Consider the following 21373-nt stretch of genomic DNA (forward strand, 5'->3'; position numbering starts at 1 on the left):
CGAAAGCCCCCATGATCGGACGCATCACCGGCCTCCTGGCCGAGAAGAACCCGCCGCAGATCCTCATCGACGTAAACGGCGTCGGCTACGAGCTCGAAGTGCCCATGAGCACCTTCTACAGCCTGCCCGCCACCGGCCAGACGGTCAGCCTCGCCACCCACATGGCGGTGCGCGAGGACGGCCACTTCCTGTACGGCTTCGCCAGTGAGGACGAGCGCGCCACCTTCCGCCAGCTCCTCAAGGTCGCCGGCATCGGCGCCCGCACCGCGCTGGCGGTGCTCTCCGGGCTGTCGGTCACCGATCTGGCCCAGGCCATCGCCCTGCAGGAATCCGGCCGGCTCATCAAGATCCCCGGCATCGGCAAGAAGACCGCCGAGCGCCTGCTGCTCGAGCTGCGCGACAAGCTGCCCAAGGCCCTCCCCGGCCTCGCCGCCCAGGCCGCCGCACAGCCCGGCGACGACCGGGGCGACATCATCAACGCCCTGCTGGCCCTCGGCTACAACGAGAAGGAAGCCCTCGGCGCGGTCAAGCAGCTGCCCGACGGCGTGGGCGTCTCCGACGGCATCCGCCAGGCCCTCAAAGGCCTGTCGAAGGCATGAGCGCCAAACTCAAGCAGGGTTTCATGCGCAACGTGAAGCTCGGCGCCGGCACCCTGCGCCTGCTGATGAACCTGTGGCCGCCCTTCATCGGCGCCGGCATCCATGTGGAGCGCCTGTCGCCCGACTACACCGAAGCCGTGGTGCGGATGCGCCTCGGCCTGCTCAACCGCAACTACATGGGCACCCACTTCGGCGGCTCGCTGTACGCCATGACCGACCCGTTCTTCGCGCTGCTGGTCATGCACCAGCTCGGCCGCGACTACGTGGTGTGGGACAAGGCCTCCAGCATCGACTACAAGCTCCCCGGCCGCGGCACCGTCCGCGCCCGCTTCCGCGTCACGCCAGAGCAAGTCGAAGCCATCCGCCACGCCACCGCCGGCGGCGACAAGTTCGAGCCGGTGTTCACGGTGGACGTGGTCAATCGCAAGGGCGAAGTGGTGGCGACGGTGGAGAAGACGGTTTATGTGAGGCGGAAACCGAAGGCTTAGGACCTACGTCAAGCCTGACCCGCGTTTTCGGTCAGGCGTGGGAAACTGGCATCCGCAGCGGCGAGCAATCGATCGAAATCGGCGAGGGCGGCGAGAATGTGAGTAAGCGCCTCACCCACCGGCTCGAGGGCGTCGCCGAGAGTGTCCGGATAAGCGTCGGCGAGCGTGGCGGCCTCAAGACGGACGGGATGGAAGAGGAACTCGCCCTCGACCCGGAAACCATTGGCCCGAAGCCCGGGAAAGTCATCGATGTGGACGCCGAGGAAGTTCGCCCATTTCTTTCCCGGCTGCGCCCGTTTCTGGTTTTCGAGCTTGGTGATCCACGGGGCATTCACGTTGAAGCGGAAGCCAAACTGTTGCGAAACGGCGCCGATGAGCGGGGAAAGGTAGTGGATATAGCCTTCGACCGGCATGAACGCCAACTCAAGGTAAACATGATAGGTGCCATCCTCGGCGACAGGCCAGTTGACGCGCCTGAAGCTCGTTTCGTCGCTCAGAAAATCGAACACGCCATCCCAGCCCTGTTGCGCCTTCACCCACGCTTCGATCTTCTTATCGATCGCACCAAAGATGCGTTTCTCCGCCTCATCCACGATCGGCGGCGCCTGCTCCAGTACGGCCATGTTTCGGATGACAAGTTTATGAACCTCATGATTTTCGTTCACTGCTTCTTCCTTCGTTGGCGGGCATGGCCGCGGATGTGTTCGGCGAAGTGACTCAACAGCAACCCGGCGGGTTGACGGGCCAGTCCGGGTTCGCGATTGATGTGGGTATCGAGGACGTCCGCCACCTCGGACCATGACAAGTACGAAACGCTACCTTTGAGTTTCTCGTCCTTGACCGGGCGCCCCTGCGGCGTCAGGAAAATCAGGGCGCGCTTGCCCCCTGGCAACGCCGCGAGGTGGTCCAAGTAGCGTTTGATCTGGTCGCCGCTCTCCGGGGCATCGATCTTGACCTCGATGAGAATTGTGAAGTCGTGGCCGTTGATGGCGATGTCAGCACGGCTGCTGCCGTCATCGGTGAGTCGCTGCTCTACGCGCGTGTGGTACGGCTTGTGGAGGACCAAGCTCACTAGTTCATCCTGTTTGAGGCCATCAAGTAGCGCGGCCAGGATACTCGAACCCTGACCGTGATCGCCGAAACAGTCCAGAAGCCACCTCAACACGAAGCTGTTTCGCATCTCGTCGCGCCCGATCCCGGCGTGACGCCATGGATTAGCCGTGATGCCGCTCCGCAGATACTGGCGATAGGCGGCCGGAAAAGTCTGGACATAATCCTGAAACTGAAGGATGTCGATGGCCGACGGCAGGGGCACTTGCCTGGGCGGAATACGTTGCCAAGCCTCGAAAAATGCAGCCATCTCCGAAGCAGGATCGGGGACTTTAGAATGCAGCCCATGCCATGCATCGAAGAAGTCACGGAAGAGGCTAGAAGGTGTCATGGCTGCACGATGAAATAGGCGGATCGCATCAGATCGTAACACCGGAAAACTTCTTTTTCATAACTCGTACTTATTCCGAACGTGATCGATGCCCGACTTGGGCAAGGCCGAGCGCACTGAGGACTGAATCATGGACTGCGCGGTTTCTCGCCACCCGCAGAGCGACACACATATCAGCGATAATCCCCCCATCCCCAACCCGAGACTCCCCCATGGCTCCGCGACGTACTGCCCAGGTGGCCATCACCGCCTTTCTGCTGCTCGGCTGCGCCTTCGTGCTCAGCCCCTTCTTCGCGGCGATCCTGTTTGCCGGGACGGTGTGCATCACCACCTGGCCGCTGTATCGCTCGCTGTACCGGCGGATGGGCCGGCGTGACGGGCTGGCAGCCATTTCAATGACCTTCCTGCTCACCGCGGTGCTGCTGGTGCCGATGATCGGGCTGGCGGCGTCCCTCACCGACGCGGCGATGGAAGCCGTGGATTGGGCGCGGACGGCCATCGAACAATCCGACGGCCGTCCGCCGGAGTGGGTGAAGGACATCCCGGTGGTGGGCCGCGACCTCGACGCCTACGTGCGCAAGCTCACCCACAGCCAGCAGGAGATGCGCAAGCTGGCGCTGCAGGCGGTCGAGCCGGCCCGCAAGTTCGCCCTCGGGCTGGGCGGCGTGCTGGGCCAGGGGCTGCTGCAGATCACCCTGGTGCTGTTCATCGGCTTCTTCTTCTACCGGGATGGCGCGACCATCTACGACCAGCTCGAAACCGGCGCCCAGCGCCTGGGGGGCGAGTTGGGCAACCGGCTGCTCGATCTGGCCGCCAACACCGTCAAGGCGGTAATGATCGGCATTGTCGGCACCGCCGCGGCCCAGGCCCTGGTGGCGCTGGTCGGCTTCGTGATCGCTGGCGTGCCGGGCGCGCTGCTGCTGGCGGCGGGCACTTTTTTCCTGTCGCTGGTGCCGGTGGGGCCGCCGCTGATCTGGGGCGGCGCGGCGTTCTGGCTGTATCAGCAGGGCGAGAGCGGCTGGGCGATCTTCATGGTGCTATGGGGTGCGCTGGCGGTGAGCTCGGTGGATAACTTCCTCAAGCCCTTCCTGATCAGCCGCACGGCCAGCCTGCCGATCCTGCTGATCGCCCTGGGCGCCTTTGGCGGCGTGCTGGCCTTCGGCTTCATCGGGCTGTTCCTCGGCCCGACCTTCCTGGCCCTGGGCCAGGCCCTGTTCCGGGAATGGACCGCCCACGACGCCGCCCTTTCCCCCGTCACGACGGACGAATCCCAATGATCGAAACCGATGCCATCAAGGCCGGCCAGCCCGACGCCACCGCCCGGCTGATCGGCGCGGCCAAGGCCAGCAACCAGGAAGAGGCGCTGGAGCGCGCCCTGCGGCCCAAGCGGCTGGCCGATTACGTGGGCCAGCAGAAGATCCGCAACCAGCTGGAGATCTTCATCCAGGCCGCCAGGAAGCGCGGCGAGGCCCTCGACCATGTGCTGCTGTTCGGCCCGCCGGGCCTGGGCAAGACGACCCTCGCCCACATCGTGGCGGCCGAGATGGGTGTGAACCTGCGCCAGACCTCCGGCCCGGTGCTGGAGCGCGCCGGCGATCTGGCGGCGCTGCTCACCAACCTCGAACCCCACGACGTGCTGTTCATCGACGAGATCCACCGCCTCAGCCCGGTGGTGGAGGAAATCCTCTACCCGGCGCTGGAGGATTTCCAGATCGACATCATGATCGGCGAAGGTCCGGCGGCGCGCTCTGTGAAGCTCGACCTGCCGCCTTTCACGCTGGTGGGCGCCACCACCCGCGCCGGGATGCTCACCAACCCGCTGCGCGACCGCTTCGGGATCGTGTCGCGCCTGGAGTTCTACACCGCGCAGGAGCTCGCCTACATCGTCAGCCGCTCGTCACGCCTGCTGGACGTGGAGATCGACGACACCGGCGCCTTCGAGATCGCCCGTCGCGCCCGGGGCACGCCGCGCATCGCCAACCGCCTGCTGCGGCGGGTGCGCGACTACGCCGAGGTGCGCGCCGACGGCCGCATCACCGCCGAAGTGGCGGATGCGGCGCTGACGATGCTCGACGTGGATCACCTGGGCCTGGATCTGATGGACCGCAAGCTGCTCGGTGCGATGCTCGAAAAGTTTGGTGGCGGCCCGGTGGGGCTCGACAACCTGGCGGCGGCGATCGGCGAATCATCCGACACCATCGAGGACGTGCTGGAGCCCTACCTCATCCAGCAGGGCTACCTGCAGCGCACGCCGCGGGGGCGCATGGCCACCGCGTCGATCTGGCAACACTTCGGGCTGCGGCCGCCGGGCGGCAGCCCGGGCCTGTGGGAAGAAAGCTGACCCGCAACACCGACGGCGCTGCGGGCCATGCGCCGATCAGGCCGACTGACGGGCCGCCTTGGCGCTCGCCATCACGGCCTCGATGCGGCTCGCGGTGGTGAGGAAATCGCTCTGATTTTCCTCGTCGAAGGGCTTGAGGCACAGCGACACGGCCTTGGCGGTGATCGTCAGGCCACCCTTCGGGTCGCGGTCGATGAAGCCGTTCTGGATCAGGTAGCTCACCTTGCGGCGGACGGTTTCCCGCGGGATGCCGGTGGACGAGCTGATCGAGAAGGCATTGCACGGGCGCAGCGACAGTCGACTGAAGGTTTCTTCGTCGGTGCAGCAGCTCGGCATGCTGGAACCGTCGCCGAGCGCCAGGCTGCCCATGTTGTAGAGGCCGACTTCACCGAGGACGATGGGCAGCAGCAGGTCGCCATCGAAGGCGCCGTAAAGCCGTACCAGATACCGAAGGTTGTAACGGGCAAGATGCAAGGCGGCCAGGCGCCGTTCGCGAGGAACTTCGGGCCCCGTCGTCCCGGTCGCGTCGCCGGGTGGAACTGACCCTTTTGAGTCAGGGGGCAGCAGGGTGTTCATGTAGTTCTCCATGATGCTTCTGGCTGAATGGTGTGTAACATCATTTAACCATTCAATGCCCGGAGAATACATACCCTTGTCTTGCGAAACCCCGAAAAACTGCGTTCGCTATGGACTAATTCACACCTGACAGGCCAGCCCCTTGAGGTATTCGCCCTCCGGAACGGCCAGCCCGATGGGATGATCGGGGGATGCGGACAGGCGATGCAAAATGCGTGCCTCTACGCCCACGTCTGCAGCGGCGCCCGCGATGATCTTCTGGAACAGCTCGAGCCCGATGCCACCTGAGCACGAATACGTCATCAGAATGCCGCCCGGGTTGAGCAGGCGGAAGCCCAGCAGGTTGATGTCCTTGTAGGCGCGGGCGGCCCGGTCGGCGTGGGCGGCGGAGGGCGCGAACTTGGGCGGATCGAGGACGATCAGGTCGAACTTGCGGCCTTCGGTCTTGAGGGTGCGCAGGGCCTGGAAGACGTCGTCCTCCCGCCATTCGGCGCGGGCGGCGTCGAGCTGCGGGTTGAGCGCCACGTTGCGCGCCGCGGTGGCCAGCGCCGGGCCCGACGAGTCGATGGAGATCACGCTCTTCGCGCCCCCCGCCAGCGCCTGCAGCGAGAAGCCGCCGGTATAGCAGAAACAGTTGAGCACGTCGCGCCCGGCGGCCAGCTGGCCGGTGAGCAGGCGGTTGTCGCGCTGGTCGAGGTAGAAGCCGGTTTTATGGCCGCCGGCCACGTCCACTTCCATCCGCACGCCGTTTTCGACGATGGTGAGCTGCTCGGGCATCTCGCCGAACACCAGCCCGCTCACCGGGCCGAGGCCTTCGAGCTTGCGCACGTCCGAATCCGAACGCTCGTACACCGCGCTGCAGCCGGTGGCCTGGACGAGCCCGGCGACAATGGCCTCACGCCACTTGTCGGCCCCCGCGCTGGTGAGCTGCACCACCACCACCGGGCCGTAGCGGTCGGCGATCACGCCGGGCAGGCCGTCGGATTCGCCGTGGATCAGGCGCACGCCATCCTGCTTCGCCAGCCACGGATGGGACGCCCGCCGCGCCACCGACGCGGCCACCGCACGCTTGATGAAGGCGTGGTCGATGGACTGCTCGCAGTCGAAGGTCCACACCCGGGCACGGATCTGCGATTCGGGCGACCACGCCGCCCGCGCCAGCGGCTTGCCGCCCGCATCCTTGACGAGCACCGTGTCGCCCGCCCGCGCCCGCCCCTCCAGCCGATCCACCGAACCGGCAAAGATCCAGGGGTGACGACGCATCACGGAGCGTTCCTTACCGGGTTTGAGAATGAGATCGGCCATGGGGGGATGTGGGATTGTGGGAATTGGGAAATGGGGGAGTGGGAAATTGGGCAACTGCTACACCGTGCGCCTCTCCCGAAACCTGAGGGGCGAAGGGCGCGTAGCGAGCGGCCCGAGGTCGCGATGAGAAGCACAGCCGTACATTGGTACGGCGAGCATCGCAGTTGCGAGATCGGGCCGCGCAGTAGCGCTATTCGTCCCTCAGCCGAGTTGGCGGACTAGGGAGGCGGAAACCATCTCGCCGATGCGGGTGACGTAGAGCGTGCCCATCGCCGGATAGAAGCGCTCCGGGTCTTCGCTGCCCAGAGCCAGCAGGCCAAAGGTCTTCTCATCGCGACGCAGGGGCACCAGGGCCACGGATTTCACCTGCCGGCCGGCGGCGCCGAACCAGTTGGTGACTTCGCGGATCGTCGGGGTGCCGCAGTAGGGGCCGGTGAGATCGCCGGTGAAGAAGCGCACGTCCTCGCCCACCGGCAGGAACTCGGGGCCGCTGCGAGACAGCACGCTGTTCCACACCCGGAAGGCCACGTGGGGCACGGTGAAGTCTTCCTGCAGGTGGGTGTAGATCGCCTGGCGGATCGACTCGAAATCCTCGGCCTCGAGGAGCGACACGGTGAGGCGATGCACCTTTTCGCCGATGGCGTCGTTCTCTTCGCCGAATTCGAGGAGTTCGGCGAACTTGTTCTCGAGCTGGGCGATGCGTTCGCGCAGGGCCAGCACCTGGCGCTCGACCAGCGAGATGGCCTGGCCGTTGTGGGGGTGGGTCACCGTCAGGTCGGTCAGCAGGCTCGAGTTGTCGTCGAAGAAATCGGGATTGGCCTGCAGGAACTGGATGACGTCGGAAGCATTCATGGCGGGGTGCCGGGTGGGGTGAAGATCAGGGGAGCGTGAGCTCGCCGGAGAAGACGGTGACGGCCGGGCCGGTCATCAGGACCGGGGTGCCGACGCCGTTCCAGGCGATGGTGAGTTCGCCGCCGCGGGTTTCGACGGCCACCGGCGAGGCCACGAGGCCGCGCAGGATGCCCGCCACCACCGCCGCGCAGGCGCCAGTGCCGCAGGCGAGGGTCTCGCCGGCGCCGCGCTCGAAGACGCGCAGGCGCACCCGGTGCTCGTCCACCACCTGCAGGAAGCCGGCATTGACCCGCGCTGGAAAGCGCGGGTGGTGCTCGATGAGCGGGCCCTGCTCGGCCACGGGCGCGGTATCCACGTCGGCCACCACCTGCACGGCGTGGGGGTTGCCCATGCTGACGGCGGTGATCGCCACGCTGGTGCCGGCCACGTCGAGGGGCTGCACGTAGGCGTCGGAATCGCTGACGAAGGGGACATCCGCGGGGTTCAGCACCGGCACGCCCATATCGACGGTCACGTTGCCGTCGGCCTCGAGGCGCGGCGCGATGATGCCCTTCTTGGTCTCGACGCGGATCTCGCGCTTGTCGGTGAGGCCCTGGTCGAACACGAAGCGGGCAAAACAACGGGCGCCGTTGCCGCACTGCTCGACCTCGCCACCGTCGGCGTTGAAGATGCGGTAGCGGAAGTCGACGCCGGGCGTCTGGGCCGGTTCGACCACCAGCAGCTGGTCGCAGCCTACGCCGAAATGACGGTCGGCCAGGTGGCGCACCTGGTCTTCGGTGAGCTGGATGGGCTGGCGCACGGCATCGATCATCACGAAATCGTTGCCGAGGCCCTGCATCTTGGTAAAGGCGAGCTTTCTGCTCATGGGATAAAATCCAGGTAATCCCGCCAGACGCAGCGGTCCATCACCACCGTCATGCCGGCAGCTTGCGCCCGCGTGGCGGCTTCTTCGTTGATCACCCCGTCCTGCAGCCACAGGCGCCTGACGCCGAGGGCGATGCATTCGTCCACGATCGGGCCGACTTCGTCGGATGCGCGAAAGACATCCACGAGATCGGGCACGAAGGGCATGTCGGACAGGCGCGCATAGGCTTTTTCGCCGAGCACCTCCGAAACTGCCGGACGAACCGGTACGATGCGATAGCCGAAGCCCTGCATCGCGCGGGACACCCGGTAACTCGGGCGCTCGACGCGCGGCGACAGGCCGACGACGGCAATGGTCTTGACCTCCTGCAGGAGGCGACGGATCTGGTCGGGCGGGGGATTGGCAAACATGGGCGGATTCTACCGGATTGGCGGGGCGCCGAAACCTTGCGGGCAACCGCAGGCAGCATGACAGGCAAACATTGGAGAGCAGGATGGATCGCAGTACGCGGCCGGGTGTCGTGAGAAGAGTTTGGTCGGGTATCTGGCGTGGGGTGGACCGGCTGCGCCGGGCGAGCATCAACCTGCTGTTCCTTGGCGTCATCGCGGTAATCGTCGCCAGCTGGTGGTCGAGCCAGATCGAGCCGCTGCCCACCGACGCCGCGCTGGTCATCGCGCCCAATGGCACCCTGGTCGAGCAGCGCAGCGTGCGCAGCCCGATCAGCGTGCTGCAGGGCGGCGACGGCATCCGTCAGGTGTTGCTGCGCGACGTGGTGGACGCCATCCGCAACGCCGCCACCGACCCGCGCATCAAGGTGCTGATCCTCGAGCCGGACGGCCTTTCCGGTGCCGGGCTGTCCAAGCTGGAGGAGATCGGCGCGGCGGTGGCCGATTTCCGCAAGGCCGGCAAGAAGGTGTACGCCTGGGGCAAGAACTACAACCAGACCCAATACCATCTGGCGGCCCAGGCCGACGAGGTCTACGTCAATCCCGATGGCTACGTGCTGCTCACCGGTTTCGGGCGCTACCCGACCTACTTCAAGGGCCTGTTCGACCAGATCGGCGTGAAGATGCAGGTCTTCCGGGTGGGCACCTACAAGTCCTTCGTCGAGCCCTACACCCGCAGCGACATGTCGCCGGAAGACCGCGACGCGACCCGCGAATACCTCGACGCCGCGTGGCAGGCCTATCAGGCCGACATCACCGCGGCCCGCCCCAAGGCCGGCGCCCGGATCGCCCGTTACGTGGGCGAGGCGCCCGAGCTGCTGGCCGCCGCCGATGGCGATGCGGCAAAGATGGCCCTCGACGCCGGCTTCGTGGATGGGCTCAAGAGCGCCGACGAATGGCGTGACTTCGTGCGCGGGCTGGTGGGCCCGGCCGCCGACGGCAAGGGTTTCAAGCATGTGGATCTGGCCACCTACATCGGCCGCGTCCGCGAGGAGGCGCCCCATCCGGCCGCACGGGTTGGCGTGGTGGTGGCCCAGGGGTCGATCGTCGACGGCGAGCAGCCCCCCGGCGTGGTGGGCGGCGACTCGGTCGCCGGCCTGATCCGCCAGGCCCGCGAGGACGACGCCATCAAGGCCCTGGTGCTGCGCATCGACAGCCCTGGCGGCAGCGCCACCGCCTCCGAGGTGATCCGCCGCGAGCTGGCGCTGACCCGCAAGGCCGGCAAGCCCGTGGTGGTGTCGATGGGATCGGTGGCGGCCTCCGGCGGCTACTGGATCGCCATGGCCGCCGACGAGGTGTGGGCCAGCCCCACCACCATCACCGGCTCGATCGGCATCTTCGCGATGCTGCCGGATCTGTCCGGCCCGATGGCCAAGCTGGGGCTCACCGTCGACGGCATCGGCACCACGCCGCTGGCCGCCGGCCTCGACCCGCGCCGGCCCCTCGACCCGCAGATCGGCAAGCTCCTCCAGTCGAGCATCGAGCACGGCTACAAGCGTTTCCTCACCGTGGTGGGCGAGGCCCGCAAGATGAGCCCGGAAGCCGTCGACCAAGTGGCCCAGGGCCGCGTGTGGATGGGCATCCAGGCGCAGGAGAAGGGCCTGGTGGACAAGCTCGGCGGGCTCGACGCCGCCCTCAAGGCCGCCGCCGCCCGCGCCGGGCTCACCGACTACGACGTGAGCTATGTCGAGAAGCCCCTGTCGCCCCGCGACCAGCTCCTCGCCAAGCTCCTCGACAACGGTGAGGGATCCGACGGCGGGGAGCCCGGCAGCCGCTCGCTGGTGGATCAGACTGTCGCGCGGCTGCGCGCCGAACTCCAGGGCCTGGCCCTGTGGAACGACCCGGGCCACGCCTATCTGCACTGCCTGTGCGAGGCGCCGTAAGCCGGGCCTCCGGGCGCCTTCACTGCCTGTAAGCGGAATGTTGCCGGATTGTCCCTGACCGGCAACATCCGCGTCACGCCCCGGCAATCCGCCCTGACGATACTTCCCGGCACCACATCACGTGCCGGGAAAGTCATGTCCGCTCCTTCGTTCCAGCTCGGCGCCTGCGCCGCAGCCGTCCTCCTTCTTGCCGGCTGTGGCAGCAGCGGCAGCAACGCCCCCACCGTGCCGACCGGCTCGACCGCCACGCTGGCCCTGCTGGAGACCACCGACCTCCACACCAACGTGATGAGCTATGACTACTTCAAGCTCACCGAGGACGCGTCGCTGGGCTTCGAGCGCACCGCGACCCTCATCGCCGCCGCCCGCCAGGAGTTTCCCAACACACTGCTGATCGACAACGGCGACACCATCCAGGGCACCGCCCTGTCGGACTACCAGGCCACCGTCAAACCCCTCGCCTGCAGCGAGACGCTGGCCATGTACAAGGTGATGAACGCCACCGGCTACGACGGCGGCGGCATCGGCAACCACGAGTTCAACTACGGCCTGCCCTTCCTGAGCCAGGTGACCGGCAACCGCTTCAGCATCACCGGCATGGCCGAGCCGGCCGACCAGCCCGTCTGCAAGGGCCCGAACTTCCCGCTGGTGCTGGCCAACGTCCACAGCGTCAAGACCGGCCAGCCCCTGTTCCAGCCCTACGCGATCATCGACAAGACCGTCACCGCCACCGGGCCCGACGGCAGCGCCGTGACCGGCGTCGTCAAGGTCGGCATCATCGGCTTCACGCCGCCGGCCATCATGAGCTGGGACAAGCGCTGGCTGGACGGCAAGGTCTACACCACCGGCGTCAAGGAAGCCGCCGAGAAGTACATCCCCGAGATGCGCGCCAAAGGCGCCGATCTGGTGGTGGTGATCTCCCACGGCGGCCTCGACAACAGCGCCTATTCGCCGACCATGGAAAACGGCAGCTACCACCTGTCCCGCGTGGCGGGCGTGGATGCCATGCTGATCGGCCATTCCCACCAGATCTTCCCCAACGCCACCAGCACCGTGGCGCAGTTCAACCTGCCCGGGGTGGACAAGGTCGCCGGCACCGTGAATGGCGTGCCCACCGTGATGGCCAACTACTGGGGCAAGCACCTGGGCGTGATCAAGCTCGGCCTCGCCTACGACGGCAGCAAATGGACCGTCGACAAGACCAAGACGGTCGTCCAGGCGCGCTCGGCCCAGAACGCCGACAAGAGCTACGTGGCCGTCACGCCCTCCGTCGCCGCCGCCATCGCCGCCGAACACCAGGCCACCATCGACTACGTGAAGACGCCGATCGGCAGCACCGACTTCGAGATGTCGTCCTACTTCGCCGACGTGGGCGATCCGGGCGCGATCGAGCTGGTGAACCAGGCCCAGGCCGACTACGTGGCCCGCTACGTGGCGGCCAACCTGCCCCAGTACGCCAGCCTGCCCGTCCTGTCGGTGAGCGCCCCCTTCAAGAGCGGCTTCGCCGGCGGCTCGGACTACACCGACGTGGCCCAGGGCAACGTGGCCATCAACAACGCCGCCGACCTCTACCTCTACCCGAACACCATCTACGCGGTGAAGGTGACCGGCGCCGACCTCCGGAACTGGCTCGAAACCGCGGCCAAGCGCTTCAACCGGATCGACCCGACGAAGACCGCCCCGCAGGAGCTGGTCAGCAGCTTCCCGGGCTACAACTTCGACATGTTCACCAGCCCCGACATCAGCTACGAGATCGACGTCACCCAGGCCGTCGGCAGCCGCATCGTCAACCTGAAGTACAAGGGCGCAGCCATCGACCCGGCGAAGGAGTTCATCGTCGCCACCAACAACTACCGGGCGAGCGGCGGCGGCGGTTTCCCCGGCCTGGACGGCAGCAAGACCATCTACGCGTCGCCGGACGCCAACCGGGACGTGCTGATCGCCTACATCAAGACCATCAAGACCGTCACCCGCGCCGCCAACGGTTCGGACCGCAGCTGGCGCTTCGTCAAGGTCGCCACGGCCGGCCCGGTGGTCTTCCATTCCGCCCAGGGCAAGCTCGCCCTGGCCACGGCGGCGGGGCTGACCAACGTCACCCTCGCCCAGGCCGACGACGGCAGCGGCAAGAACCTGGCGCTCTATGCGATCGATCTTTCGAAGTAGGCGGGGCCGGATCGGCGGCGTCCTCGCCGCCGGCCTGACCCTGGCCGCCGCCCTGGCCTGGAGCGCCGCCGCCCCGCGCGACAGCCTGCCGGACGACCCGCGTCAGCTGCAGGTACTGGCCGGCCCGGGCAGGCAACCCGCAGCGCTCGATCGGCTGCGGACGCTGGCCGAAGGCAACACGCCCCTCGCCCGCCGCGCCCTGGGCGAAGCCCTGCTGGGCAACCGGGAATCCGCCGCAGAAGCCCAGGTCTGGCTCGGCCTCGCCGCCCAGGCCGGCGACGCCCACGCCGCATTCCTGCTCGGCAAGACCTTGATGGACGGCGCCCCCGGCATCCCCCGCGACCCCGCCCGCGGGGCGATCTGGCTGGCCTCTGCCGCCGAGGCCGGCCACGCGGGCGCAGCCTTTCATCTGGGGATCGCCCACCGCAACGGCTACGGCGTGGGGCGGGATGCGATCAAGGCGGCGCGGTGGTTCCGGGTGGCGGCGGAGCAGGGCATCCCCGCCGCCCAGTTCATGCTCGCCAATGCCTACCGCAACGGCGACGGCGTGCCCCGCGACGAACGCGAAGCCCTGCGCCTCTACACCGAAGCGGCCGAACAGGATCATCCGGAAGCCGTCCAGACCCTGGCGATGGCCTACCGGGACGGCGAACTGGGCCTGGCGCAGGACGAGATGCAGGCCCGTCATTTCATGCTGGAGACGGCCCACGCCCTCAAGCATCCGGCGCTGCGCCCCTGATCGCTGCACAAAAAAAATGCGCAGGGCAATCACCCTGCGCATTCGTCAGCAACGGGCGGCGCTTACCAGCGCTTGATCACCCACTTGGGCACGCGCACGCCGGCATCCTGGGCGTCGCGGCGGGTGAAGTCGCCGTTGCCCACGTCGTCGTAGAGGTAATACGGCACGCCGTGGGGCGGGGTGACCTTGACCATGTAGAGCTGGCCATTGACGCGGAACTCCTCGACCGTGTCCTCACCCTTCTTGACGATGGTGACCTGGGGTTCCTGCTCGGCGTCGAGCTCCATGCCCGGAGGCGGGGGCGGCGGTTCGGGCAGGGGTTCGAGTTTCGGGGGTTGCTGCTGGGCCCAGGCCGACGCCGTGACGGCGAACAGCAGGGCGGCGAATTCTTTTACGCGAGGCATGGCGGTCTCCTGACTATGCCGCGATTGTAACCCGCCGGCCTCGGCAGCCGGCAGGCGATGGGCTTACAGGTTGAGCATCAGCTCGTGCTCTTCGGGCAGCGGCAGGAAGCCGCGGCTCTGGTAGTGGTTGAAGATCGCATCGACGACCTTCTCGGGCTCGTCGATCACCTGCACGAGGTTCAGATCGTCGGGGTTGATCATCTTCTCGTCCACCAGCCGGTCCTTGAACCAGTCGAGCAGGCCGCCCCAGAAGGCCGATTCGACCAGGATCACCGGGATCTTGCGGCTCTTGCCGGTCTGGATCAGGGTCATCGCCTCCAGCAGCTCGTCCAGCGTGCCGAAGCCGCCGGGCATCACCACGTAGGCCACCGCAAACTTCACGAACATGAACTTGCGCGCAAAGAAGTGCTGGAAGGTCTGGGAGATGTCCTGGTAGGGGTTGGCCTGCTGCTCCATGGGCAGCTGGATGTTGAGGCCGACGCTGGGCGACTTGCCGAAGTAGGCGCCCTTGTTGGCGGCTTCCATGATGCCGGGGCCGCCGCCGGAGATCACCGAGAAGCCGGCGTCCGACAACAGCCGGGCGATGCGTTCGGTCTTCTCGTAGTAGGGGTGATCGGGTTTGGTGCGGGCGCTGCCGAAGATCGACACCGCCGGGCGGATCGGCTTGAGGCGCTCAGTGGCCTCGACGAACTCTGCCATAATCCCGAAAATCCGCCACGACTCCCGGGCGGTGAAGTTCTGCGCCGCAGTGGTGGGGATTTCCTTCGGGAGTTTTTCTTTTGCAGTCATTGTCTTGTTAGGAGTGAAGGGTGAGGGGCGCGATGCCTCGTCAGCCCACGTGCCCATGCCTACCCTGTTGCTCGTAGACGGTTCCAGCTATCTGTACCGCGCTTTCCATGCCCTGCCCGACCTGCGCAATTCGGCAGGCGAACCGACCGGTGCCGTGCGCGGCGTGCTGTCCATGCTACGTCGGCTCGAATCCGACTACAAGGCAGAGTATCGGGCCTGCATCTTCGACGCCAAAGGCAAGACCTTCCGCGACGACTGGTTTCCCGACTACAAATCCCACCGCCCGCCGATGCCCGACGACCTGCGGGCGCAGATCGAGCCGCTCCACGAAGCCGTGAAGGCCGAGGGCTGGCCGCTGCTCGTCGAGGAAGGCGTGGAAGCCGACGACGTGATCGGCACCCTCACCCGCCGCGCCGTCGAGGCCGGCTGGGAGGTCGTCATCTCCACCGGCGACAAGGATCTCACCCAGCTCGTCCAGCCCGGCGTGCGCTGGGTGAACACGATGAGCGAGGAAGTGCTCGACTCCGACGGCGTGACCGCGAAGTTCGGCGTGCCGCCCGAGCGCATCATCGACTACCTGGCGCTGGTCGGCGACACCGTCGATAACGTACCCGGCGTCGAGAAGTGCGGCCCCAAGACCGCCGTGAAATGGCTCACCGAATACGGCACCCTCGACAACCTGATCGCCAACGCCGACAAGGTGGGCGGCAAGGTCGGCGAAAACCTGCGCAAGCACCTGGATTTCCTGCCCCTGGGTCGCAAGCTCGTCACCGTCGTCACCGATCTGCCGCTGCCCGTCGGCCCGGCCGACCTGCCCGCCCGGGCCGACGACAAGGAGGCGCTTGCCGCCATCTACCGGCGCATGGAGTTCAAGGGCTGGCTGAAGGAGCTGGAGGAAGGCGCCAGCGCCCCCCGCGCCGCAGCCGCCAGCGCCGGCGACACCGCCCCGCCCACGCCCCAGACCGAACCCGGTGCCCACCGCACCGGCTACGAGACGCTCCTCGACTGGGAAGCCTTCGACGCCTGGCTGGCCAGGATTTCCGCCGCCGAGCTCACCGCCTTCGACACCGAAACCACCGGCCTCGACCCAATGGTCGCGACGCTGGTCGGCATGTCCTTCGCCACCGTCGAGGGCGAAGCCGCCTACCTGCCGCTGTCCCACACCTACGCCGACGCCCCGGCCCAGCTGCCGCTCGCCGAGGTGCTCGCCAAGCTCAAGCCCTGGCTCGAATCCGACGCCCACCACAAGCTCGGCCAGAACCTCAAGTACGACGCCCACATCCTCGCCAACCACGGCATCGCCCTTGCCGGCATCGCGGAAGACACCCTGCTCGAGTCCTACATCCTCGAGAGTGACAAGTCCCACGACATGGATTCGCTGGCCAGCCGCCACCTGGGCATCAAGACGCTGACTTACGCCGAAGTGTGCGGCAAGGGCGCCAAGCAGATCGGCTTTGGCGAAGTGGAACTCGCCCGCGCCACCGAGTACGCCGCCGAGGACGCCGACATCACCCTGCGCCTGCACCACGCGCTGGCTGCCCAGCTGGCCGCCGAGCCGCGCCTCGCCGCGCTCTACCGCGACGTGGAGCTGCCCACCGCCCGGGTGCTGTTCGAGATGGAGCGCAACGGCGTGCTGATCGACGACTTCCTGCTCGCCCAGCACTCCGAGGAGCTCGGCCGCCGTCTGCACGAGCTCGAGCTGCAGGCCCACGAACTCGCCGGCCAGCCCTTCAACCTGGGCTCGCCCAAGCAGCTCGGCGAGATCCTGTTCACCAAGCTGGGCCTGCCGGTGGTCAAGAAGACCGCCACCGGCCAGCCGTCGACGGACGAAGACGTGCTCTCCCAGCTCGCCGAGGACTACCCGCTGCCCAAGCTGCTGCTCGAACACCGCAGCCTCGCCAAGCTCAAGAACACCTACACCGACAAGCTGCCGCTGATGGTGAACCGCCGCACCGGCCGCGTGCACACCAGCTTCAGCCAGGCCGTGGCCGTCACCGGGCGCCTCGCCAGCACCGAGCCCAACCTGCAGAACATCCCGATCCGCACGCCCGAAGGCCGCCGCATCCGCGCCGCCTTCATCGCTCCAGCAGGCCACAAGATCGTCTCGGCGGACTACTCCCAGATCGAGCTGCGCATCATGGCGCACCTCTCTGGCGACAAGGGCCTGCTCGACGCGTTTGCCCACGGCGAGGACGTGCACCGCGCCACCGCCGGCGAGATCTTCGGCGTCACCCCGCTGGAAGTCACCAGCGAGCAACGCCGCTACGCCAAGGTGATCAACTTCGGGCTGATCTACGGCATGAGCGCCCACGGCCTCGCCAAGAACCTCGGCATCGAGCGCGCCGCCGCCGCCAGCTACATCGACCGCTACTTCGCCCGCTACCCCGGCGTCGCCGCCTACATGGACCGCACCCGGGCCGAAGCCAAGGCCAACGGCTACGTGGAGACGGTCTTCGGCCGCCGCCTGCACCTGCCGGAGATCCGCGCCCAGCAGGTCGGCCGCCGCCAGGCCGCCGAGCGCGCCGCGATCAACGCGCCCATGCAGGGCACCGCCGCCGACCTCATCAAGAAGGCCATGATCGCCACCTCGGCGTGGCTGCGCGAGGCCGGCGTGAAGAGCAAGCTCATCCTGCAGGTCCACGACGAGCTGGTGCTCGAAGTGCCCGACGACGAAGTGACGCTGATCCGCGACCAGTTGCCCAGGCTGATGGCCGGCGTGGCGCAACTTTCCGTGCCACTGGTTGCCGAAGTGGGCGTCGGCATCAACTGGGACGAAGCGCACTGAGCGGCCGCCCGGGCGCCGGCCCCACCGGCGCAGGCCGCGCCGCCCCGCAATTCTTGAAAGCCTCTGGATGTACCACCGCATCACCCTGCTGCTGCTGATCTTCGCCCTGTCGGCGTGCAGCACCTTCTCGTCGAAAAAGAAGGACGACAGCTACAAGCTCGAGCACTTCACGCCCGATTCGCCCTTCGAGCAGTCCTTCGAGATCGGTGTCTCCGCCGCCTGCGAAGCCGGCCGGCGGGCCTTGCTCAGCCAGGGCTACCTGATCGACGAGACCAAGCCCGATCAGGTGCGCGCCCGCAAGTTCTTCCAGCCCAACCGCGAGACCCAGATCCAGCTCACCTTCAGCCTGTCGTGCCTGGCCGAGGGCGACGGCTCGGTGGTGTTCGCCAACGTCCGCCAGCTGCGCGAAGAGCTCAAGGCCGGCTCGGCCAGCACCGGCCTCAGCGTCACCGGCATCGGCTCCCTGTCGCTGCCCTTTGGTGGCAACAACGAATCCCTGGTCAAGGTGGGCGAGGAAACCGTCACCGACGCCGAGTTCTACGGGCGCTTCTTCGCCCTGATGCAATCCTTCATACGCTGATGAAATCCACCTTCGCCGCCCTCGCCGCTGTCCTTGGCGCCACCACCGCCCACGCCGCCGACGCGCCCGATCCCGCCCGCTTCGCTCCCTGCCTCGCCGGGCTCAAGGCCGACGCCGCCGCCCGCGGCATCGCAGGCCCGAGCTACGACCGCCTCACCGCCAGCCTCGCGCCCGACATGAAGGTGCTCGACTTCCTCGACTACCAGCCCGAGTTCCGCACCCCGATCTGGGATTACCTCGCCGGTCTGGTGGACGACGAGCGCGTCGCCGACGGCCGCGCGATGCAGAAACAATGGGCCGAAGTGCTCGCCAACGTGTCGGCGCGCTACAAGGTCGACCCGGCCACGGTGGTCGCGGTGTGGGGTGTCGAGAGCAACTTCGGCCGCAACTTCGGCGCCCGGCCGCTGCTCACTTCGCTGTCCACGCTGTCGTGCTACGGCCGCCGGCAGGCCTATTTCCGCGGCGAGTTCTTCGACGCCCTGAAGATCGTCGACGCTGGCGACGTGAAGGCCGAGCAGCTCGTCGGCTCCTGGGCCGGCGCCTTCGGCCACACCCAGTTCATGCCCTCCACCTTCCTGCGTCTGGCGGTCGATTACGACGGCGACGGCCGCCGCGATCTGGTCGGCAGCATCCCCGACGCCCTCGCCTCCACCGCCAACTTCCTGCGTAAGGCCGGCTGGCGCGAAGGCGAACCCTGGGGCTACGAGGTGCGCCTGCCCGCGGGCTTCGACGCCAGCAGCGCCGGCCGCAAGAACAAGCAGGCGCTCGCCAGCTGGGCGGCGCGCGGCGTCACCCGCATCGACGGCAGCCCCCTCAGCGGTCCGGATTCCGCCGGCCTGCTGCTCCCCGCCGGCCCCAAGGGCCCGGCCTTCATCGTGTTCCGCAACTTCGACGTGATCTTCGGCTACAACGCCGCCGAGAGCTACGCGCTGGCCATCGCCCACCTGGCCGACCGCCTGAAGGGCGGCGGCGCCTTCGCCACCCCGTGGCCCACCGACGACGCTGGCCTGTCCCGCGCCGAGCGCCGGGAGCTACAAACCCTGCTTATAGCTCGGGGCCATGCCATAGGCACTGTCGATGGCATGCTCGGCGACGCCAGCCGCGCCGCCATCCGCGTCGAGCAGCAGCGCCTCGGCCACAACGTGGATGGCCGCGCCGGCCAGAAGCTCCTCGCCGCCCTGCGCAAGCCCTGATCCGCACCATGACCGACCACATTCCCGCCCACCCCGACGCCTCGCCGCTGGGCAAGCCCGTCGCCTACGCCGAGCACTACGCGCCCGAGCTGCTCTTCCCCATCGCCCGCCAGGGCAAGCGCGACGAGATCGGCGTGGCCGCCGGCACGCTTCCCTTCGTCGGCGAAGACCTGTGGAACGCCTACGAAATCTCGTGGCTGGGCCCCAAGGGCAAGCCGGTGGTGGCGCTGGCGCAGTTCCGCGTGCCGGCCGATTCGCCCAACCTGGTCGAATCCAAGTCGTTCAAGCTGTATCTCAACTCCTTCAACCAGACGAAGCTCGCAGGCGTCGATGAACTCGTCGCGCGGCTCACCGCCGATCTCTCGGCCGCCGCCGGCGCGCCGGTTTCGGTGAAGGTCGAGCCGCTGTCCACCCGCCCCCAGCGCCCGATGGGCTACCCCAAGGGCGTGCTGCTGGACGAGCTCGACATCGCCATCGACCAGTATTCCCCCGCGCCCGGGCTGCTCCGCGCCGACGCCAGCCTGCCGGAAGTCACCGAAACGCTGTATTCGCACCTCCTCAAGTCCAACTGCCTCGTCACCGGTCAGCCGGACTGGGCGATGGTGGTGCTGCGCTACCGCGGCGCGCCCATCGACCGCGAGGGCCTGCTGCGCTACATCGTGTCCTTCCGCCAGCACAACGAGTTCCACGAGCAATGCGTCGAGCGCATCTTCATGGACGTGATGCGCCAGTGCCGGCCCGCCAGCCTGTCGGTGTGGGCGCGCTACACCCGCCGCGGCGGGCTCGACATCAACCCGGCCCGGCGCACGCCCGATCTGCCGCCGCCGCCCGACTTCGCCGAAATCCGCCAATGACCGCCCCCGACCTGCTCCAGCAGGACGTCGCCCTCGACGCCCTCAACACCCTGCGCCTGCCGGCCCGCGCCGCGTGGTTTGCCGCCGTCGATTCGGCCGACCAGCTTCGCGCGGTGCTCGACGACCCGCGCGTCGCCGGCCTGCCGCGCTTCGTGCTGGGCGGTGGTTCCAACCTGGTGCTCGCCGGGGATTTCCCGGGCCTCGTGCTGAAGGTCGCCTTCCACGGCAAGAGCCGCGTCCAGGAAGACGCCGACGCCTTCTACATCCGCGCCGGCGGCGGCGAGAACTGGCACGACTTCGTGCGCTGGACCCTGGAGATGGGCTGGCCCGGGCTCGAGAACCTCTCGCTGATCCCCGGCACCGTCGGCGCCGCGCCGGTGCAGAACATCGGCGCCTACGGCATCGAGATGGCCGAGCACTTCTACAGCCTGCGCGCTTACGACCTCGAAACCGGCAAGACGGTCGGCTTCGACAAGGCCGACTGCCACTTTGGCTACCGGGACAGCTTCTTCAAGCAGGCCGGTGCCGGGCGCTATCTCATCGCCGCGGTCACCTTCCGCCTGCCCAAGCAGTGGCAGCCGCGCACCAACTACGCCGACGTGGCGCGCGAGCTCGAGGCCCAGGGCATCGCCCAGCCCACGCCGCTGCAGGTGTCCGACGCCGTCATCGCCATCCGCCGCCGCAAGCTGCCCGACCCGGCCGAGATCGGCAACGCCGGCAGCTTCTTCAAGAACCCGGTGGTTTCGGCCGACGCGTACACCCGCCTCGCCGCCGACTTCCCCACGCTGCCGCACTATCCGCAACCCGACGGCAGCCAGAAGCTCGCCGCCGGCTGGCTGATCGAGCAGGCCGGCTGGAAGGGCAGGCAACTGGGCCCGGTGGGCTGCTACGCCAGGCAGGCGCTGGTGCTGGTCAACCACGGCGGCGCCCGGGGCAGCGACGTGCGTGCTACGAGCGAGGCCGTCCGCGCCGACGTGCGCGCCCGCTTCGGGGTCGAGCTGGAGCCGGAGCCGGTTTTCGTCGGCGGCTGAGGGCATCACGTCAGCGCCACGACGACGGCATGGCTGCCC

The 21373-nt window shown here is 67.7% G+C and carries 21 protein-coding genes; 12 read left to right on the top strand and 9 right to left on the bottom strand.

From position 1 onward, the window contains the following. The first annotated feature begins 11 nt into the window (after positions 1-11). The gene (gene ruvA, locus GH681_RS17785; RefSeq protein WP_153162882.1) at positions 12-599 is read left to right on the top strand and encodes a Holliday junction branch migration protein RuvA; all 588 of its coding nucleotides are present in this window, start codon (positions 12-14) and stop codon (positions 597-599) included. Further along, positions 596-1087 (top strand): DUF4442 domain-containing protein, encoded by a 492-nt coding sequence (locus GH681_RS17790; protein ID WP_228111966.1) that lies wholly within the window; start codon positions 596-598, stop codon positions 1085-1087. The genes ruvA and GH681_RS17790 overlap by 4 nt, the downstream gene beginning before the upstream one ends. An 8-nt stretch (positions 1088-1095) precedes the next feature. Here GH681_RS17790 and GH681_RS17795 read toward each other — a convergent pair whose 3' ends face one another. Further along, positions 1096-1752, bottom strand: coding sequence for a hypothetical protein (locus tag GH681_RS17795; RefSeq protein WP_153162883.1), 657 nt, complete (start codon positions 1750-1752; stop codon positions 1096-1098). Further along, positions 1749-2528, bottom strand: a complete 780-nt coding sequence (locus GH681_RS17800; protein ID WP_153162884.1) for a PD-(D/E)XK nuclease family protein — start codon at positions 2526-2528, stop codon at positions 1749-1751. The genes GH681_RS17795 and GH681_RS17800 overlap by 4 nt, the downstream gene beginning before the upstream one ends. 212 nt (positions 2529-2740) lie before the next feature. On the opposite strand from GH681_RS17800, the gene GH681_RS17805 reads away from it, so the two are divergent. Beyond that, positions 2741-3805 carry an AI-2E family transporter gene (locus tag GH681_RS17805; protein WP_153162885.1) on the top strand — a complete coding sequence of 355 codons (1065 nt, stop codon included), beginning with the start codon at positions 2741-2743 and terminating at the stop codon, positions 3803-3805. After that, the gene (ruvB, locus tag GH681_RS17810; protein ID WP_153162886.1) at positions 3802-4869 is read left to right on the top strand and encodes a Holliday junction branch migration DNA helicase RuvB; all 1068 of its coding nucleotides are present in this window, start codon (positions 3802-3804) and stop codon (positions 4867-4869) included. The genes GH681_RS17805 and ruvB overlap by 4 nt, the downstream gene beginning before the upstream one ends. A 36-nt stretch (positions 4870-4905) precedes the next feature. On the opposite strand, the gene GH681_RS17815 is transcribed toward ruvB, so the two are convergent. From GH681_RS17815 to GH681_RS17835, 5 genes are all read right to left on the bottom strand, one after another. Beyond that, positions 4906-5343 (bottom strand): hypothetical protein, encoded by a 438-nt coding sequence (locus tag GH681_RS17815; protein WP_153162887.1) that lies wholly within the window; start codon positions 5341-5343, stop codon positions 4906-4908. Between the two features lie 222 nt (positions 5344-5565). After that, the gene (locus GH681_RS17820) at positions 5566-6750 is read right to left on the bottom strand and encodes a class I SAM-dependent rRNA methyltransferase (RefSeq protein WP_153162888.1); all 1185 of its coding nucleotides are present in this window, start codon (positions 6748-6750) and stop codon (positions 5566-5568) included. Positions 6751-6951: 201 nt separating this feature from the next. Beyond that, positions 6952-7602: a DUF484 family protein gene (locus GH681_RS17825; protein ID WP_153162889.1), complete on the bottom strand. Its 651-nt coding sequence runs from the start codon at positions 7600-7602 to the stop codon at positions 6952-6954. 25 nt (positions 7603-7627) lie between these two features. Beyond that, on the bottom strand, positions 7628-8467 hold the full coding sequence (dapF, locus tag GH681_RS17830; protein ID WP_153162890.1) for a diaminopimelate epimerase: 840 nt from the start codon (positions 8465-8467) through the stop codon (positions 7628-7630). Continuing rightward, positions 8464-8877 carry a CoA-binding protein gene (locus GH681_RS17835; protein WP_153162891.1) on the bottom strand — a complete coding sequence of 138 codons (414 nt, stop codon included), beginning with the start codon at positions 8875-8877 and terminating at the stop codon, positions 8464-8466. The genes dapF and GH681_RS17835 overlap by 4 nt, the downstream gene beginning before the upstream one ends. A gap of 83 nt (positions 8878-8960) precedes the next feature. Between GH681_RS17835 and sppA the strand changes: the two genes are divergently transcribed. From sppA to GH681_RS17850, 3 genes are all read left to right on the top strand, one after another. Next, positions 8961-10796 carry a signal peptide peptidase SppA gene (gene sppA / locus GH681_RS17840; RefSeq protein ID WP_153162892.1) on the top strand — a complete coding sequence of 612 codons (1836 nt, stop codon included), beginning with the start codon at positions 8961-8963 and terminating at the stop codon, positions 10794-10796. 135 nt (positions 10797-10931) lie between these two features. Continuing rightward, positions 10932-12959 carry a bifunctional 2',3'-cyclic-nucleotide 2'-phosphodiesterase/3'-nucleotidase gene (locus tag GH681_RS17845; RefSeq protein ID WP_153162893.1) on the top strand — a complete coding sequence of 676 codons (2028 nt, stop codon included), beginning with the start codon at positions 10932-10934 and terminating at the stop codon, positions 12957-12959. Next, positions 12937-13698 carry a tetratricopeptide repeat protein gene (locus GH681_RS17850; protein WP_153162894.1) on the top strand — a complete coding sequence of 254 codons (762 nt, stop codon included), beginning with the start codon at positions 12937-12939 and terminating at the stop codon, positions 13696-13698. Before GH681_RS17845 ends, GH681_RS17850 begins: the two co-directional genes overlap by 23 nt. Positions 13699-13760: 62 nt before the next feature. Here the strand turns inward: GH681_RS17850 and GH681_RS17855 are convergent, their stop codons facing one another. Next, on the bottom strand, positions 13761-14102 hold the full coding sequence (locus GH681_RS17855) for a DUF2782 domain-containing protein (protein ID WP_153162895.1): 342 nt from the start codon (positions 14100-14102) through the stop codon (positions 13761-13763). A gap of 63 nt (positions 14103-14165) precedes the next feature. Continuing rightward, on the bottom strand, positions 14166-14891 hold the full coding sequence (locus GH681_RS17860; RefSeq protein ID WP_153162896.1) for a TIGR00730 family Rossman fold protein: 726 nt from the start codon (positions 14889-14891) through the stop codon (positions 14166-14168). A gap of 55 nt (positions 14892-14946) precedes the next feature. Here GH681_RS17860 and polA point away from each other — a divergent pair, with 55 nt between their 5' ends. From polA to murB, 5 genes are all read left to right on the top strand, one after another. After that, positions 14947-17676 (top strand): DNA polymerase I, encoded by a 2730-nt coding sequence (gene polA, locus GH681_RS17865; RefSeq protein ID WP_153162897.1) that lies wholly within the window; start codon positions 14947-14949, stop codon positions 17674-17676. A gap of 67 nt (positions 17677-17743) precedes the next feature. After that, positions 17744-18256 (top strand): DUF2242 domain-containing protein, encoded by a 513-nt coding sequence (locus GH681_RS17870; RefSeq protein ID WP_153162898.1) that lies wholly within the window; start codon positions 17744-17746, stop codon positions 18254-18256. Beyond that, complete coding sequence (locus GH681_RS17875; RefSeq protein WP_153162899.1) at positions 18256-19449, top strand: lytic murein transglycosylase; 1194 nt, start codon at positions 18256-18258, stop codon at positions 19447-19449. Before GH681_RS17870 ends, GH681_RS17875 begins: the two co-directional genes overlap by 1 nt. Positions 19450-19457: 8 nt before the next feature. Then, positions 19458-20303, top strand: coding sequence for an NADPH-dependent 7-cyano-7-deazaguanine reductase QueF (gene queF, locus GH681_RS17880; protein WP_153162900.1), 846 nt, complete (start codon positions 19458-19460; stop codon positions 20301-20303). After that, a complete protein-coding gene (gene murB, locus GH681_RS17885; protein ID WP_153162901.1) occupies positions 20300-21334 on the top strand; it encodes a UDP-N-acetylmuramate dehydrogenase in 1035 nt (344 codons plus the stop codon). The genes queF and murB overlap by 4 nt, the downstream gene beginning before the upstream one ends. Positions 21335-21373 lie beyond the last annotated feature (39 nt).

It is taken from the genome of Zoogloea sp. 1C4, from assembly GCF_009469605.1.
Taxonomy (GTDB): domain Bacteria; phylum Pseudomonadota; class Gammaproteobacteria; order Burkholderiales; family Rhodocyclaceae; genus Zoogloea; species Zoogloea oryzae.